The organism is Erythrobacter sp. JK5 (assembly GCF_018205975.1).
GTDB lineage: Bacteria > Pseudomonadota > Alphaproteobacteria > Sphingomonadales > Sphingomonadaceae > Erythrobacter.
In genome coordinates this window covers 489,946-505,840 of sequence record NZ_CP073577.1, presented here as the reverse complement: position 1 = coordinate 505,840, position 15,895 = coordinate 489,946, and the positions used below count along the sequence as shown (strand labels likewise).

12 protein-coding genes and 2 pseudogenes are annotated in these 15,895 nt (G+C 64.9%); 10 read left to right on the top strand and 4 right to left on the bottom strand.

The window, feature by feature from the left end; genetic code table 11:
• Positions 1-51 precede the first annotated feature (51 nt).
• Entirely contained in the window at positions 52-753 is a 702-nt protein-coding gene (locus KDC96_RS02330; protein ID WP_249171883.1) for a DUF4197 domain-containing protein, read from the bottom strand.
• A gap of 53 nt (positions 754-806) precedes the next feature.
• Between KDC96_RS02330 and KDC96_RS02325 the strand changes: the two genes are divergently transcribed.
• The 4 genes and pseudogenes from KDC96_RS02325 (at position 807) to KDC96_RS02310 (ending at position 6,410) form a co-directional block, all read left to right on the top strand.
• A complete protein-coding gene (locus KDC96_RS02325) occupies positions 807-2,984 on the top strand; it encodes a primosomal protein N' (protein WP_212450365.1) in 2,178 nt (725 codons plus the stop codon).
• A gap of 33 nt (positions 2,985-3,017) precedes the next feature.
• Positions 3,018-4,594: pseudogene (locus tag KDC96_RS02320) on the top strand (cryptochrome/photolyase family protein).
• 15 nt (positions 4,595-4,609) lie between these two features.
• A complete protein-coding gene (locus KDC96_RS02315) occupies positions 4,610-5,254 on the top strand; it encodes a glutathione S-transferase family protein (RefSeq protein ID WP_212450364.1) in 645 nt (214 codons plus the stop codon).
• 130 nt (positions 5,255-5,384) lie between these two features.
• Positions 5,385-6,410, top strand: coding sequence for a fatty acid desaturase (locus tag KDC96_RS02310; protein WP_212450361.1), 1,026 nt, complete (start codon positions 5,385-5,387; stop codon positions 6,408-6,410).
• Here the strand turns inward: KDC96_RS02310 and KDC96_RS02305 are convergent.
• Both KDC96_RS02305 and ada read right to left on the bottom strand, forming a co-directional pair.
• Positions 6,407-7,152, bottom strand: a pseudogene (locus KDC96_RS02305) (isocitrate lyase/phosphoenolpyruvate mutase family protein). The gene KDC96_RS02310 and the pseudogene KDC96_RS02305 sit on opposite strands and share 4 nt — an antisense overlap.
• Before the next feature lies 1 nt (position 7,153).
• Positions 7,154-8,218, bottom strand: coding sequence for a bifunctional DNA-binding transcriptional regulator/O6-methylguanine-DNA methyltransferase Ada (gene ada / locus KDC96_RS02300; RefSeq protein ID WP_212450359.1), 1,065 nt, complete (start codon positions 8,216-8,218; stop codon positions 7,154-7,156).
• Positions 8,219-8,339: 121 nt separating this feature from the next.
• Here ada and KDC96_RS02295 point away from each other — a divergent pair, with 121 nt between their 5' ends.
• Entirely contained in the window at positions 8,340-9,950 is a 1,611-nt protein-coding gene (locus KDC96_RS02295; RefSeq protein WP_212450357.1) for a trypsin-like peptidase domain-containing protein, read from the top strand.
• Positions 9,951-10,019: 69 nt separating this feature from the next.
• On the opposite strand, the gene KDC96_RS02290 is transcribed toward KDC96_RS02295, so the two are convergent.
• The gene (locus KDC96_RS02290) at positions 10,020-10,847 is read right to left on the bottom strand and encodes a TauD/TfdA family dioxygenase (protein ID WP_212450355.1); all 828 of its coding nucleotides are present in this window, start codon (positions 10,845-10,847) and stop codon (positions 10,020-10,022) included.
• A gap of 205 nt (positions 10,848-11,052) precedes the next feature.
• On the opposite strand from KDC96_RS02290, the gene KDC96_RS02285 reads away from it, so the two are divergent.
• Genes KDC96_RS02285 through atpD form a run of 5 tightly spaced genes read left to right on the top strand, consistent with a single transcriptional unit; the run spans position 11,053 to position 15,892 of the window.
• Entirely contained in the window at positions 11,053-11,607 is a 555-nt protein-coding gene (locus tag KDC96_RS02285; RefSeq protein ID WP_212450353.1) for a F0F1 ATP synthase subunit delta, read from the top strand.
• Positions 11,608-11,619: 12 nt separating this feature from the next.
• The gene (atpA, locus tag KDC96_RS02280) at positions 11,620-13,149 is read left to right on the top strand and encodes a F0F1 ATP synthase subunit alpha (protein WP_212450350.1); all 1,530 of its coding nucleotides are present in this window, start codon (positions 11,620-11,622) and stop codon (positions 13,147-13,149) included.
• Positions 13,150-13,175: 26 nt separating this feature from the next.
• Positions 13,176-14,045 carry a F0F1 ATP synthase subunit gamma gene (locus KDC96_RS02275; protein WP_212450348.1) on the top strand — a complete coding sequence of 290 codons (870 nt, stop codon included), beginning with the start codon at positions 13,176-13,178 and terminating at the stop codon, positions 14,043-14,045.
• Between the two features lie 14 nt (positions 14,046-14,059).
• The gene (locus tag KDC96_RS02270) at positions 14,060-14,407 is read left to right on the top strand and encodes a hypothetical protein (protein ID WP_249171882.1); all 348 of its coding nucleotides are present in this window, start codon (positions 14,060-14,062) and stop codon (positions 14,405-14,407) included.
• A gap of 27 nt (positions 14,408-14,434) precedes the next feature.
• Complete coding sequence (gene atpD, locus KDC96_RS02265; protein ID WP_212450344.1) at positions 14,435-15,892, top strand: F0F1 ATP synthase subunit beta; 1,458 nt, start codon at positions 14,435-14,437, stop codon at positions 15,890-15,892.
• Positions 15,893-15,895 lie beyond the last annotated feature (3 nt).

Here is a 15,895-nt window from a genome sequence, read left to right as displayed (position 1 = left end):
CGCGTGTGTCGAATCGTTGCCGACGGAGATGGCACAGCCATCGCTGCGAGGCTAGAGCACCCGCTCGGCCCCGAACACGCCGATCAGCAGCGGATCGCCGGTCTGCGCCGGATCGCGCCGGATCGCGGCCTCTTCGGATCCCATCTCGGTCCAGATCGCGTCGTCGATCCTGCCCGCGAGCCGCTGCGCGATGCCGCTGACATTGGTTCCGGCCGCCGCATCGATCAACTGTCCGACCAGCGGGTCTGAGGCGATGCGGATCGCGTCGCCCAGCTCAGGCACCATCGCATCGATCAGCTGGCCGCCCAGCTCGCCGCGCAGCAATTCGGTCGCCGCAGTCGGTCCGCCGCGAACCAGTTCGACGGCGTTGGCGACGCCGATTACCCGCACCGCGTCCGCCACCAGCGGCGCCGCGCGTTCTGAACCCTCGATCGCGATGTCGGCGAAGGCATCTTCGAGCCGATCCTTGAACAGCGCGGAGGTGAGAATGCGCGACAGCACGTCCCCGCGCGTGCCGAGCAGATTGCCGAGGCCGAGCCGGGCAACCTGATCGTCCCAATAGCCGTCCGGGGCGGTCAGCCGCGCGAAGGCGCGCTCGCTCGACAGCAGCAGCAACCGGCGGATCGCTTCGGTGAGGCTGAAGCCCTGCGTGGTCGCGCAGGCTGGCAGCGACAGCAGCAGCGCGCCGCCCAGACCCAGCTTCAGCGCATCCCTGCGACCGTGATCCCCGAATTCGCGAACGTTCATATCCATGACCCCTCTCCTTGTGGTTTGATGCCCCACGCTCCCATATTGCGCAGGCACTTATGAACCGCGTCCGACTCCTTGTCCTCAATGCAGCACTCGGCCCGCTCGATTACAAGCTGGCAGAAGGGATGGCTGTCGCGCCGGGCAGCGTCGTCGTCGCCCCGCTCGGCCCGCGCACCGTTACGGGGATCGTGTGGGATGAAGGCAGGCTCCCCGGCAAGCAGGTCGACGCCTCCAAACTGCGCGCGCTGCGCGAGATCATTCCCGTGCCGCCAATTTCGAAGCCGCTGCGGCGACTGATCGAGTGGACAGCAGACTACTATTGCGCCCCGCTGGCGAGCGTCGCCCGGATGGTCCTGTCGAGCGGCGGTGCACTGGGCGGGCCTGCGACCATGACCGAGTACCGCCTGTCGGGCGGCGTGCCGGAGCGCATGACCCCGCAGCGCGCCGCCGCAATCGAGGCGCTCGACGGGGAACAAGGCACGATCCGCGAGCTTGCCGGGATCGCGGGCGTTTCCGAAGGGGTGCTGCGCGGTCTCGTCAACCAGGGGGTGATCGAGCCGGTGACGGTGGCGATCGATCGCCCCTACCCGCCTGCCGATCCGGATTTCCATCAGCCAGCTCTTTCTCCCGACCAGATGGCGGTGGCGAAACGGCTGGTGCAGGCGGTCGAGGAGCAGACTTTCGAGCCATTCCTGCTCGACGGCGTAACCGGGTCGGGCAAGACCGAAACCTATTTCGAACCGATCGCCGCAGCGGTGCGGTTTGGTCGTCAGGTGCTGGTGCTGCTGCCCGAAATCGCGCTGACCGAGAACTTCCTCCATCGATTCGAACAGCGTTTCGGAACGCCGCCGGTGCTGTGGCATTCCTCGCTCAAGTCGACCGAGCGGCGGCGGGCGTGGCGGGCGATTTCGGAGGGGCCAAAGAACGGGGGCGCGCAGGTCATCGTAGGCGCGCGCTCGGCGCTGTTCCTGCCCTATGCCAAGCTCGGCCTGATCGTGGTCGACGAGGCGCACGAGATCAGCTTCAAGCAGGATGACGGGGTGCGCTACAATGCCCGCGACGTGTCGGTGATGCGCGCCCGGTTCGAGGGCATCCCGGTAGTACTCGCCAGCGCGACCCCGGCGCTCGAAAGCCTGCACATGGCCGATATCGGGACCTACACGAAGCTGGAGCTGCCGAGCCGGTTCGGCGGGGCAGAGCTGCCCGATATCAAGCTGGTCGACCTCACCAAGGAGAAGCCTGCGCATGGCCGCTGGCTCTCGGCCCCGCTGATCGAGGGGCTGGAGGCGCGGCTGGCAGCGGGCGAACAATCGCTGCTGTTCCTCAATCGCCGCGGCTATGCCCCGCTGACCCTGTGCCGCAATTGCGGGCATCGCTTCCAATGCCCCAATTGCAGCGCGTGGCTGGTCGAGCACCGCCTCTCCGCCCGACTCGCCTGCCACCATTGCGGGCTGGAGACGCAACCGCCCGAGACCTGTCCCGAATGCGGCGAAGGCGATTGCCTCGTCGCCTGCGGTCCGGGAGTCGAACGGATCGCCGATGAGGTCGCCGAACTGTTCCCTGAAGCGCGGGTCGCGGTGGCCACGTCGGACACGCTCGGCTCGCCCGAACGCGCGGCGGAATTCATTGCGCAGGCCGAAGCCAAGGCGATCGACGTGATCGTCGGCACGCAACTGGTGACCAAGGGGTTTCACTTTCCCGAACTCACCTTGGTGGGCGTGGTGGATGCCGATCTCGGCCTCGAAGGCGGAGACCTGCGCGCTGCCGAGCGCACCTACCAGCAGGTTGCGCAGGTCGCCGGACGCGCAGGCCGTGGTGAGAAACCGGGAGAGGTCCTGATTCAGACGCGTCACCCCGAAGCGCCCGTGATCGCGGCGCTGGCAAACGGTGACCGCGACGCCTTTTACGAGGCTGAAACCGAGGCTCGACGCGATGCCGGTGCCCCGCCCTTCGGGCGTTGGGCCGCAATCATCCTGTCGAGCGAAGACGAGAAGGAGGCGCGCGAGGCTGCGGTGCGGCTGGGCGATGCCCGCCCCCATCTCGACGACCTCTACATCCTCGGCCCGGCCCCCGCCCCGCTGTCGCTGCTGCGGGGTCGCTATCGCTATCGCTTCCTGGTCAACGCCCGACGCTCGGCAAACCTCCAGCAGGTGCTGAACCATTGGGTCGGCGGTCAGGACTTCGCGCCGGGCGTGCGGGTTGGCATCGATATCGATCCGTACAGCTTCGTTTGAGGCACCAATCGCCGCGCCATTCATTGATGCGGCATGTCGAACAATACCACCTCTGGCCCAATCCTCGTCCCGATCCTTGGCGACCAGCTGAACCGCACGCTCGCTTCGCTGCGCGGACGCACCAAGGACGACACCGTCATCCTGATGATGGAGGTCTGGGACGAGGCGACCTACGTCAGACATCACAAGCAGAAGATCGTCCTGATCTTTTCGGCCATGCGCCATTTCGCCGAAGAGCTGCGCGATGCCGGGTGGACGGTCGATTACGTTGAACTCACCGACGACGACAATTCGGGCAGCTTCACCGGCGAAGTCGCGCGTGCGGTCGAGCGCCACGACCCCCGCGAAATTCACGTCGTCGAAGCGGGCGAATGGCGGGTGCAGCAGGCCATCGAGGAATGGCCCGACAAGTTTGCCTGCCCGGTCGATATCCTCCCCGACGACCGGTTCTTATGCTCGCATGCCGAATTCCAGGACTGGGCCGAGGGGCGCAAGCACCTCACCATGGAGCATTTCTACCGCGAAATGCGGCGCAAGACCGGCATCCTGATGACAGATAGCGGGAAGCCGGTCGGCGGTGACTGGAATTACGACAAGGACAACCGCGAACCGCCCAAGGAAGAAATGGACCCGCCACCGGTTCCCAAGTTCGAGCCCGACGAAACTACCCGGGAAGTGATCGACCTCGTCGGCGAGAAATTCGGCGATCATTTCGGCGATCTCGAACCGTTCGGCTGGCCCGTCACGTCAGACGACGCCGAAAAGGCCGCCGACGCGTTCTTCGCCGAGCGGATCGAGAAGTTCGGCCCTATCAGGACGCGATGGTGCATGGCGAAGACGACATGTTCCATTCGATGCTGTCGACCAGCATCAATTGCGGCTTGCTCGACCCGCTGGAGCTCTGCAAGCGCGCGGAACAGGCCTACGAAGATGGCCGCGCGCCGATCAATTCGGTCGAAGGTTTCATCCGCCAGATCATCGGCTGGCGCGAATACATTCGCGGGTTCTACTGGTTGCACATGCCGGGGCTGGAAAGCGACAACCAGCTGAACGCCCAGCGCGGCCTGCCCGAGTTTTTCTGGACCGGCGAAACCGACATGCGCTGCCTCGCCGATTGCATCCGCTCGACAAAGGCCAACGCCCACGCCCACCACATCCAGCGGCTGATGGTGCTCGGCAATTTCTGCCTGCTCGCCGGGATCAACCCGCGCGACGTGCAGGACTGGTATCTGGCGGTCTATGCCGATGCGTATCAATGGGTCGAGCTGCCCAATGTCAGCGGCATGATCCTCTATGCCGATGGCGGCAAGCTCGCGACCAAGCCCTACGCGGCGAGTGGAAACTACATCAACAAGATGTCGGACTACTGCAAGGACTGCAGCTATTCGGTCAGCAAGAAGACCGGCGACGGCGCCTGCCCGTTCAACCCGCTGTACTGGCATTTCATGGACCGCCACCGCGATCGGCTGGAGAGCAACCACCGGATCGGGCGGATCTATTCCAACTGGGACCGGATGGACGAAGGCAAACGGCAGGACTACCTCGATAGCGCGCAGAATTTTCTCGACAGCCTCGAACCGGCCAGCAAAGGGTGGGCGCGAAACGAGTAGAGAGGATTTCGCCCCATGCTGACCGTCCACCATCTGCGGATCTCGCAATCCGAACGCATCGTCTGGCTGCTCGAGGAGCTGGAGCTCGATTACGAACTTAAGCTCTACAATCGCGATCCCGACACACGGTTGGCTCCGCCCGAACTGAAGGCGCTGCATCCGATGGAGGTTGCTCCGGTGATCACCGACGCCAAAGACGGACAAAGCCTGGTGCTCGGCGAAAGCGGCGCGATCGTAGAATACATCATCGGCAAGTATGCGCCCGATACCGATCTGGTGCCAGGCCCCGAACACCCCGATTTCGCCGATCACCTCTATTGGTTCCACTTCGCCAACGCGACCTTCATGACCAACGGCATGATGCAGATCGCCGTGAATGCGGTCGGTGCGCAGATGCCTCCGCCGCTGGCCAAGCGCGTGACCAATGCGTGGGAGCAGATCGAAACCCGGCTGGGCGAAGCCGACTATTTCGGCGGTTCGCAACTGACGACGGCGGACATCATGATGGTATTCCAGCTGACCACCAGCCGCGCCTTCAACAACATGACAATCGACCACCTGCCGAACCTGCAAGCGTACCTCCAGCGGATCGGCTCTCGCGATGCGTATCAGCGTGCGATGGCGAAGTGCGAGCCGGGCTTCCCGCCGAAACTGGATTGAACCAGAGTCGGCATGGGTCGACTAACCCCGCCGATACGTGGAAATTTGCGCCGCTGTTTCGCGACTTTGCCATAAGTCTGCCATAACACGTCGTTCATATCGAAGTGCCGCAACTCCCCCAAGGAACCGAATGCCCCCTCATAGCCAACGCGAAACTGCGCCCGATCCCAAGCAATTGATACGCGATCTTGCGGCTTTCCGAGACCCGAAGACCATTCGCAGCCTGTGGGAGTTCGCGATTACGATCGTGCCGTTCATCGGCGTGTTCGCGGGTACGCTGCTGGCGATCGATTCGGGATATTATTACGCCCTGGCGCTCATCCCGCTTGCTGCGCTGCTGTTGCTTCGGCTGTTCATCATCCAGCACGATTGCGGGCATGGCGCCTACTTCCCGAACCGGGCCGGGAATGACTGGCTCGGTCGGGCCATCGGGGTGTTCACGCTGACGCCCTACGATCCGTGGCGCCGGTCTCACGCCTTGCACCATGCCGGGACGGGAAACCTCGATGCTCGCGGGTTCGGCGATGTCGATACGCTGACCATCCGCGAATTCCGCAGCAAACCGTGGCTGCGTCGCTTTGGATACCGGCTTTACCGACACCCGGCGGTGCTCCTCGGGTTCGGTCCCGCCTATCTGTTCCTGTTGCGCCACCGCCTGCCGATCGGCCTGATGAGAGCGGGATCGGTCTACTGGATCAGCGCGATGGCGACCAATGCGGCGACTGCGCTGCTGCTGGGCGGTCTTGTCTATCAGTTCGGGCTGGCGACCACCGCGCTGGTATTTCTCCCGACGTTGCTGCTCGCCGCGTCGATGGGCGTGTGGCTGTTTTATGTGCAGCACCAGTTCGAAGAGGCGCATTGGGATTACCAGGACGACTGGTCTTTCCACGATGCCGCGCTGCTGGGCAGCACGCACCTCGACCTGCCGCCCGTGCTGCGCTGGTTCACCGCCAATATCGGCATCCACCACGTGCATCACCTCGCGAGCCGGATACCATTCTATCGCCTGCCCGAAGTGCTCCGGGCTCACCCTGACCTGGCCATGGTCAACCGCTACACCGCGCGGGATTCGTTCCGGCCCTTGATCCTGACGCTATGGGATGAGGATCGCCGCAAGCTGGTGAGTTTCCGCGAAGCGGCCCGAGTTGCGGCTTAGCCCGAAAACGCCGCCTTCGCCGCCTCTGTTACACTCGCCATTGCTGCCCGCCACGGCGCGCCGCCGTAGCTGATACGGGCGACGCCAAGCCTCCCCAGTTCGGCATTGCTGACCATCTCGGGCAAACGCATCACGTTGACCGGCAGCGCGACCGCGTCGCACACTTGCGCGATCAGATCGGGATCGCTGAGACCGGGGATGAAGAAGCACCCCGCCCCGCCGCGCGGTAGGCGGCGGCGCGTTCGATCGCGGTGTGTACTAGTTCGACCTGGTTCGGGTCCCTGCCCGCCATAAGCGGCCCGAGAAACACGTCGGTGCGCGCGTTCACGAACAGACCCTCGCGATCGACTGCCGCGATCCGCTCGGCCTGTTCCTCGATCGAACGCAGCCCCCCGGCGCGGATCAGGCGGTCTTCGAGGTTGCAGCCGATCGCCCCGGCGTGGACCAGCGCATCGGCATTGCGCGCGAGGTCGGCGAGATTGGTGGCATAGCCCGCTTCCATGTCGATCGTGACCGGCAGGTCGACCGCTTCGGCGATCTGCCGGGCGGTTTCGGTCAGCCGAACGAACGGGATGTGCTCGCCGTCGTCGTAGCCCTGCGCGCCGGCGAGCGAGTGGCTGCCGGTGGCGATCGCTTGCGCCCCGGCCTCGGCCACTGCGACCGCGCTGCCCGCGTCCCAGACGTTGTAGAGCACCAGCGGATCGCCGCTGCGATGGAGCGCCGCGAAATCGTTTCTGGTCATATCAGAACAGCTCCTTCTGGTCGGCACCCTCGCGGCGCAGCAGCTCGGCCTTGATCTCCGGACCATAGGCATAGCCGCCCACGCCCCCGCTTGCGGGCACCACCCGGTGGCACGGGATCAGCACCGCGATATTGTTCGCCCCGTTGGCGCTGCCGACGGCGCGGCTCGCCTTGGGATTGCCCAGCATCGCTGCCTGCTCGCCGTAGCTGCGCGTTTCGCCTGCCGGAATCTTGCGCAATGCCTCCCAGCAGCGTTGCTGGAACGCGGTGCCCTTCACGTCGAGCGGAATGTGCGAATTGTCGATCGACGGCTCCTCGACCGCCGCGATCACCTGTTCGAACAGCGCTCGGAATTCCTCGCGGCCTTCGACGAGTTCGGCCTTGGGGAAGCGCGCGCGCAATTCCTCTTCGCCCTCGCCAAAGGCAAGGCAGCATACGCCTTTGCCGGTCGCCGCCACCAGCATGGCGCCGAGCGAGGTCGGCACCACGCTCCAGTGGATCATCCGCCCCTTCCCGCCGTTGCGCCAGTCGCTTGCCTGCATGCCGAGCCTTCCTTTCGTGTCCGCATAAAACCGCGAGGGTGCGGAATAGCCCGCTTCGTAGAGCGCTTGGGTGACGCTCGCCCCGCCCTCCAGCGCCTCGCGCACCCGTTCCTCGCGCAGCGCGCGTGCAAACGCAGCTGGCGAGAGGCCGACGGTGCGCTTGAACAGGCGCTGGAAATGCGTGGGTGAATATCCGGTGAGGTCCGACAGCTGATCGAGCGTCATCGCCCCTTCGGCGCGGATCGCCTTGATCGCTGCGAGCACGCAGGCCTCCTCTGCGCTCTGGGTGTTGGGCGAGCAGCGCTTGCACGCCCGCAGCCCTGCCGCCTCTGCGTCGGCAGCCGCGGCGTAGAACCGCACGTTCCTGCGCAAAGGAGCGCGCGCCGGACAGCTCGGGCGGCAATAGATGCCGGTCGAATGCACCCCGGTTACGAATGCGCCGTCGAACCGGCGGTCCTTGGCCATGGCGATTCGCCAGCGATCGTCGTCGCTCAGCGCTGCGAATGTGTTGCGTGCTTCAGTCATGGCGCGGTTGTCGCATCATAGCACATTCGCCGCATCCCGGACCTTGCGCTCAATCGTCCTCACCCGAAATCACGCCATTCGCTAACACGTTTTTGAAAAGCCGCGTTATAGAGCAGGCGTGATGTTCGATTCTCGCTTTGCCAGCTGGGGGGCGCTGCTGCTCGCCCTGTGCGCGCTGTTCGCGCTTCCGGGTCCTGCAACGGCCGACCCCGGCGATATCGATGCCGCCGCGCGCGGCGTGGTCCGCGTGGTGCTGATCGCGCAAGATGGCGAAGATGTGGTGCCGGTCAGCCATGGCAGCGGCTTTGCGGTGACCGCGAACCGGATCGTCACCAACGCCCATGTCATCCGCGAAGCGCTGCAGGACGATACGCTGCGGATCGGGATCGTGCCGAGCGAAGGCGCGGCGGGTGCATTTGCCAAGCCGGTCGCAGTGAGCCCGCGCAACGACCTCGCGCTGCTCGAAATCGTCGACGGCGCGATGCGACTGCCGCCGCTGACCTTTGCCGGCGGCGTCAGCGGCGACATGGGCGAGGTCTCGGCCATCGGGTATCCGATGAATGTCGACCTTGCGCAGGGGCTGGAGATCGGCGACATCTTCCGCGCGCAGCCGCCGGTGAAAAGCCGCGGATTCCTGTCGGGCGAGCGGCCCAGCCGCCAGTTCGACACCATCCTCCACACCGCCCCGATCGCGCGCGGCAATTCTGGCGGACCGCTGCTCGACGGTTGCGGCCGGGTGCTCGGGGTCAATTCCTTCGGCGCGGATTCGGACGGATCGGATGCGGAATTCTATTTCGCGGTGAGCTTGCGCGAGCTGCTGCCGTTCCTGCGCGCCAACGATGTCGAGCCGCGCACCAACGCACTGCCGTGCCGCTCGATCGAGGAGCTCAACGCTGCCGAGCGCGACCGCTTCGAAGCGCAGCGGGCCGAAGCGCAGGCGCGGCTCGAAGCGCGCGAGGCCGAGCTGCGCGAGAAGCGCGCGCGGCTGCGGCTCACCGCGCAGATGGAAGTGATGGAAGGCCGCGAGAACGCGATGGCGCTGGCGATGGTGCTGCTGCTGGTCGCGATCGGGCTCGGCTTTGCCGCGTTCCAGCTGCGCAAGAAGCAGGCGACGCGCCAGCGCGCGATGCTGCTGGCGGGTCTGGCCGGAACCGCGCTGATCGGCGCGCTGCTGGCCTGGCTCACCCGGCCGAGCTTCAGCGAGATCGAGGAGCGGGTCGAAGCCGCGATGGCCGAAGAAAACAACGGTGACGACGGAGACGGCACCACCGCCTCGCTCGCAGGCGACGGCACCTTGCTGTGCACGCTGGTGCCCGAACGCAGCCGGGTCACCGGCGCGCGCACCGACGATGTCGAATTCGACTGGTCGGCCGATGGCTGCGTCAACCGGCGCACGCAGTACGGGATGGAAGACGGCAAATGGTCGCGAGTATTCGTGCCGAACGAGGAAGCGGCGGTTTCGGTCAACAGCTACGACCCGCAGACGCGGATCTTCCAGACCGACCGCTACTTGCTGCGCCAGTCGGCGATGCAGGAAGCGCGCACGGCACGGGGCGAATACTCTCCGCCCGCCTGCGGCGTGGGCGACGCCGCTCGTCTGCTGGGCGAGCAGCAATCCAAGGTGCTCTCGCTGCTGCCCGAGCGCCCGAACGAGCGGCTGGTCTACACCTGCGAGGCCAAGAGCGCCGCTACCGCCGGTGGGGCGGCAGGCGGAGGCGGCGGAGCGGAATAGGCCGTACAGGCTGTTTGGCTTGTCGGCTCTCGCGATCATCGTCGCGTGCGACGGCGAAGGCTGCGTCGGCTAGGCTGCCAGCGCTTCCCCGCTCAGCGTGATGCGGTGCATCTCGCGCGCGTGCCCCTGATAATCGTTGATCGCGTTGTGCCACGTCGTGCGGTTGTCCCAGATCGCGATCGTGCCGGGCTTCCATTGCAGGCGGCACTGGTTGTCGTCGGTCAGCGCGGCGTCGAAAAGCTTCTCGAGCAGCGGCAGGCTCTGCTCGCGGGTCTGGCCGACGAAATGGATCGTGAAAGCGCTGTTGACGTAGAGCAGCTTGCGCCCGGTATGCGGATGACGGATCACGACCGGGTGCACCGCGCCGGTCTTGAGATCCTGACCGCGCAGGTTCTTACCCATGTCGGTCTGCGCATAAAGGCCATCGGTCTTGTAGACGTGATCGGCCGTGTGAAACGCTTCGAGCCCTTCGATCTCGGCCTTCAGTTCGTCGGAGAGCGCATCGTAGGCCGCGCCCATGTGCGCCCACATCGTATCCCCGCCGCTGGGCGGCAGCTGCCGCGCGACCAGCACCGATCCCATCGCCGGTATCTGGTCGTACGAATGATCGGTGTGCCACGCCCCGCCGATATTGGTCTGCTGGTCGGGCTCCTTCTTGACCACCGCGATTTCGTTGTAGTCTTCCTGCAGCGGGAAATAGTTGTTCACATCGATCCCGCCCCAGCGGCGGCCGAAGGTGATGTGATCCTCGGGCGAAAATTCCTGATCGCGAAACACCGCGACGCCATGTTCGTAAATCGCCTGCTTGATCTGATCCATCTCGGCATCGCTGCACGTCGCCAGCGAGACGCCCGAAATCTCGACCCCGCATTTGGGGGCCATCGGTGTCAGTTGCATTCTTCCTCTCCCGTGGGCGTCTTCGCCCATCGAAAACATTCTGCCGAATGCAATGGCCGATGTCCATAATTCACGATCCGCTCGGCTTGCCATATACGAGGGCCGATGCTAGGCGCGCGCCAGCTTCACCGGGAGGCCCTCTCCGTGTGCCCGGACATCCGAAGCGCAACATCGTTTTCCCGGATCCAAGAAGGACCAAACACGCGTGGATATTTCCGCCGGTATACAGGCCAGTCTGGCAGGGCGCTATGCCGTGGCGCTGTTCGACCTCGCGAGCGAGGGCGGCACAGTGACGGCGGTCGAATCCGATCTCGAGAAGCTCGGCGACGCGCTGGGCGAGTCGGACGATCTCGCCGCTGTCACCACCAACCCGCAGCTTTCGCGCACCGAACAGGGCCAGGCGCTCGCTGGGGTCGCGAAGCATCTCGGCCTGACCGAGCTGACCACCAACTTTCTCGGCGTGCTGTCGGCCAATCGCCGCCTTTCCGCGCTGCCCGACGTGATCCGCGCGTTCAAGACCATCGCCGCCGCTCAGCGGGGCGAAGTGTCCGCCAGGGTCACCAGCGCGCACCCGCTGTCCGACGATCAGCTCGCAACGCTCAAGGACAAGCTCACCGCCCGCGAAGGGCGCACCGTCATGCTCGACGCCGATGTCGACCCCGACCTGCTCGGCGGCCTCGTCGTCACTATCGGATCGCAGCGCATCGACGCCTCGATCCGCACCCGTCTCAACTCGCTTGCTCAGGCCATGAAGGCTTAAAGGACAAGAAACATGGAAATCCGCGCCGCAGAAATCTCCAAGGTCATCAAGGACCAGATCGCCAATTTCGGCACCGAGGCCGAAGTCAGCGAAGTCGGCTCCGTGCTGAGCGTGGGTGACGGGATCGCCCGCATCCACGGCCTCGACAAGGTGCAGGCCGGCGAGATGGTCGAATTCGCCAACGGGGTCCAGGGCATGGCGCTCAACCTCGAAGCCGACAACGTCGGCGTGGTGATCTTCGGCTCCGATGCCGAGATCAAGGAAGGCGACACCGTCAAGCGTACCGGAACGATCGTGGACGTTCCGGTCGGCAAGGGTCTGCTCGGCCGCGTGGTCGATGCGCTCGGCAACCCGATCGACGGCAAGGGACCGATCGAATCGAGCGAACGTCGCCGGGTCGAAGTGAAGGCGCCGGGCATCATCCCGCGCGAATCCGTCAGCGAGCCGGTGCAGTCGGGCCTCAAGGCGATCGACGCGCTGGTTCCGGTCGGCCGCGGACAGCGCGAACTCATCATCGGCGATCGCCAGACCGGCAAGACCGCCGTCGCGATCGATACCTTCATCAACCAGAAGGGCGTCAACGAAAGCGACGACGAAGGCAAGAAGCTGTACTGCGTCTATGTCGCGGTCGGCCAGAAGCGCTCGACCGTGGCGCAGATCGTCAAGCAGCTCGAAGAAAACGGCGCGATGGAATATTCGATCGTCGTCGCCGCGACCGCTTCGGAGCCTGCCCCGCTGCAGTACCTCGCGCCCTACACCGGCTGCGCGATGGGCGAATTCTTCCGCGACAACGGCATGCACGCCGTGATCGTGTACGACGACCTTTCCAAGCAGGCGGTCGCATATCGTCAGATGTCGCTGCTGCTGCGCCGCCCGCCGGGCCGCGAAGCCTATCCGGGCGACGTGTTCTACCTCCACAGCCGCCTGCTCGAGCGCGCGGCGAAGATGAACAAGAGCGAAGGCGGCGGCTCGCTGACCGCGCTGCCGATCATCGAAACGCAGGCGGGCGACGTGTCGGCCTATATTCCTACCAACGTGATTTCGATCACCGACGGCCAGATCTTCCTCGAAACCGACCTGTTCTACCAGGGCATCCGCCCGGCGATCAACGTCGGCCTGTCGGTCAGCCGCGTGGGCGGTGCCGCCCAGACCAAGGCAATGAAGAAGGTGTCGGGCTCGATGAAGCTCGACCTCGCGCAGTATCGCGAAATGGCGGCGTTTGCGCAGTTCGGTTCGGATCTCGATGCCGCAACGCAGAAGCTGCTCAACCGCGGCGCACGCCTGACCGAGCTGCTCAAGCAGCCGCAGTTCTCGCCGATGCCGTTCGAAGAGCAGACCGTGTCGATCTTTGCCGGCACCAACGGCTTCATCGATTCGATCCCGGTCGATCGGGTCAACGATTACGAAGAGCAGATGCTGGCGTTCTTCCGCAGCGAACACGCCGACGTGCTCAAGGACATCCGCGAGAGCGGCAAGTTCGAAGACGACGTGAAGGACCGCACGGTCGCCGCGCTCGACGCCTTCGCCAAGCAATTCGCGTAATCGACCAGGACAGACGGAGCGCCTAAGTGCCCTCACTCAAGGAACTCAAAGGTCGGATCAACTCGGTCAAGTCGACCCAGAAGATCACCAAGGCCAAGCAGATGGTCGCCGCCGCGAAGCTGCGCCGCGCGCAGGCGGCTGCCGAGGCCGCGCGCCCCTACGCCGAACGGCTCGGTACCGTTATGGCGTCGCTCGCGGGCAAGGTTTCGGGCGACAGCGCACCGAAGCTGCTGGCCGGCACCGGTTCGGACAAGCGCAACCTACTGGTCGTGGTCAACACCGACAAGGGTCTGTGCGGCGGTCTCAACTCGAACCTCGTCAAGGCTGCCAAGGCCAAGGCGAAAGAGCTGATCGCTGCCGGAAAGAACGTCGAATTCTATCTCGTCGGCAAGAAGGGACGCGCGCCGCTCAAGCGCGAATTCGCCGAGCGGATCGGCACGATGTTCGATACCTCGACGGTCAAGACCCCGGGCTTCGACGAAGCCGACGCGATCGCGGCCGAGCTGATCGCGATGTACGAGGCGGGCAAGTTCGACGTCGCGCACCTGATCTACCCGACGTTCCAGTCGGCGCTGGTGCAGAACCCGACGGTCAACCAGCTGATCCCGGTCCCTTCGCCCGAAACCAGCGAAGACGCCGGTGCGGTGGTCGAATACGAACCGGGCGAGGAGGAAATCCTCGAGGAACTGCTGCCCCGCTACGTCAAGACGCAGCTGTTTGGCGCGCTGCTCGAACGCGAGGCGTCGGAACAGGGCGCGTCGATGACCGCGATGGACAACGCCACACGCAACGCCGGCGACCTGATCAACAAGCTGACGATCCAGTACAACCGCAGCCGCCAGGCCGCGATCACCACCGAACTCATCGAGATTATTGCTGGCGCAGAGGCGCTGTAACGATGGAAGCCCCCGTGAAGAAACTCGTCCTGCTCACCCTGCCCCTCACCGTGCTTGCCGCTTGCGGCGAAGAGCCGGCGGCCGAACCGGCTGCAACCGCAGTCGCAGCGCCCGAATCCGCCGCGCCGAGCCTTCCGCCGCCCGACGCAGCGGTCTTTGCCAGCACCTTCGCCAAGACCTGCCCCGAGGCAAAGACAGTCAACGATTCGGTCTGCCGCCGTGCCGCGATGGGTTCGCCCGAGGTGATCTGCGAATACGGCCTCGGCGACGACGAATATCTCCGCAACAAGACTACTCTGGTCCAGGGCGAAACCGCTTGGGAAATCGCCGACCCCGAAACCACTTGCGCGCAAGGCGCATAAGCATTCCACGAAAGCAGGACATAGAACATGGCCACCGCACCCGCGCTTAACCAGACCACCAATGGCACGATCAGCCAGGTCATCGGCGCTGTCGTCGACGTGCAGTTCCAAGGCGAGCTGCCCGCAATTCTCACAGCGCTCGAAACCAAGAACGGCGACAACACGCTGGTACTCGAAGTCGCGCAGCACCTCGGCGAGAGCACCGTACGCACCATCGCGATGGATGCCACCGAAGGGCTCGTTCGCGGTCAGGACGTGATCAACACCGGCGCCCAGATCAGCGTGCCCGTTGGTCCGAAGACGCTGGGACGCATCATGAACGTGATCGGCCAGCCGATCGACGAACTTGGCCCGATCGGTGCCGACAAGTCCTCGCCGATCCACGCCGAAGCCCCGCCGTTCATCGATCAGTCGACCGAAGCCGCGATCCTCGTCACCGGTATCAAGGTGATCGACCTCCTCGCCCCCTATGCCAAGGGCGGCAAGATCGGCCTGTTCGGCGGTGCGGGCGTCGGCAAGACCGTGTTGATCCAGGAGCTCATCAACAACATCGCCAAGGGTCACGGCGGCGTGTCGGTGTTCGCCGGCGTGGGTGAGCGCACCCGCGAGGGCAACGATCTCTACCACGAATTCCTCGATGCCGGCGTTATCCAGAAGGACGACAACGGCGTTGCCACCAGCGAAGGTTCGAAAGTGGCGCTGGTGTTCGGCCAGATGAACGAGCCTCCCGGCGCGCGTGCCCGCGTGGCGCTTTCGGGCCTGACCATGGCGGAATATTTCCGCGACGAGGAAGGCCAGGACGTGCTGTTCTTCGTCGACAACATCTTCCGCTTCACCCAGGCGGGTTCGGAAGTGTCGGCGCTGCTCGGCCGTATCCCTTCGGCGGTGGGCTACCAGCCCACCCTGTCGACCGACATGGGCAATTTGCAGGAACGCATCACCTCGACCACCAAGGGTTCGATCACCTCGGTGCAGGCGATCTATGTGCCTGCCGATGACCTCACCGACCCGGCGCCTGCAACCTCGTTTGCCCACCTCGACGCAACCACCACGCTGTCGCGCGCCATCTCCGAACTCGGCATCTACCCGGCGGTGGACCCGCTGGATTCGACCAGCCGCGTGCTCGAGCCGCGCGTCGTCGGCCAGGAGCACTACGAAACCGCTCGCAAGGTTCAGGAAGTCCTGCAGAAATACAAATCGCTGCAGGATATCATCGCGATCCTCGGGATGGACGAGCTGTCCGAAGAGGACAAGCTGACCGTCGCGCGTGCGCGCAAGATTCAGCGCTTCCTCTCGCAGCCGTTCCACGTCGCCGAAGTGTTCACCAATATCCCGGGCGTGTTCGTGCAGCTCGAAGACACGATCAAGTCGTTCAAGGCGGTGGTCGAGGGCGAATACGATCACTTGCCCGAAAGCGCCTTCTACATGGTCGGCGGGATCGACCAGGCGGTCGCCAAGGCCCAGAAGCTGGCCGAGGACGCGTAAGAG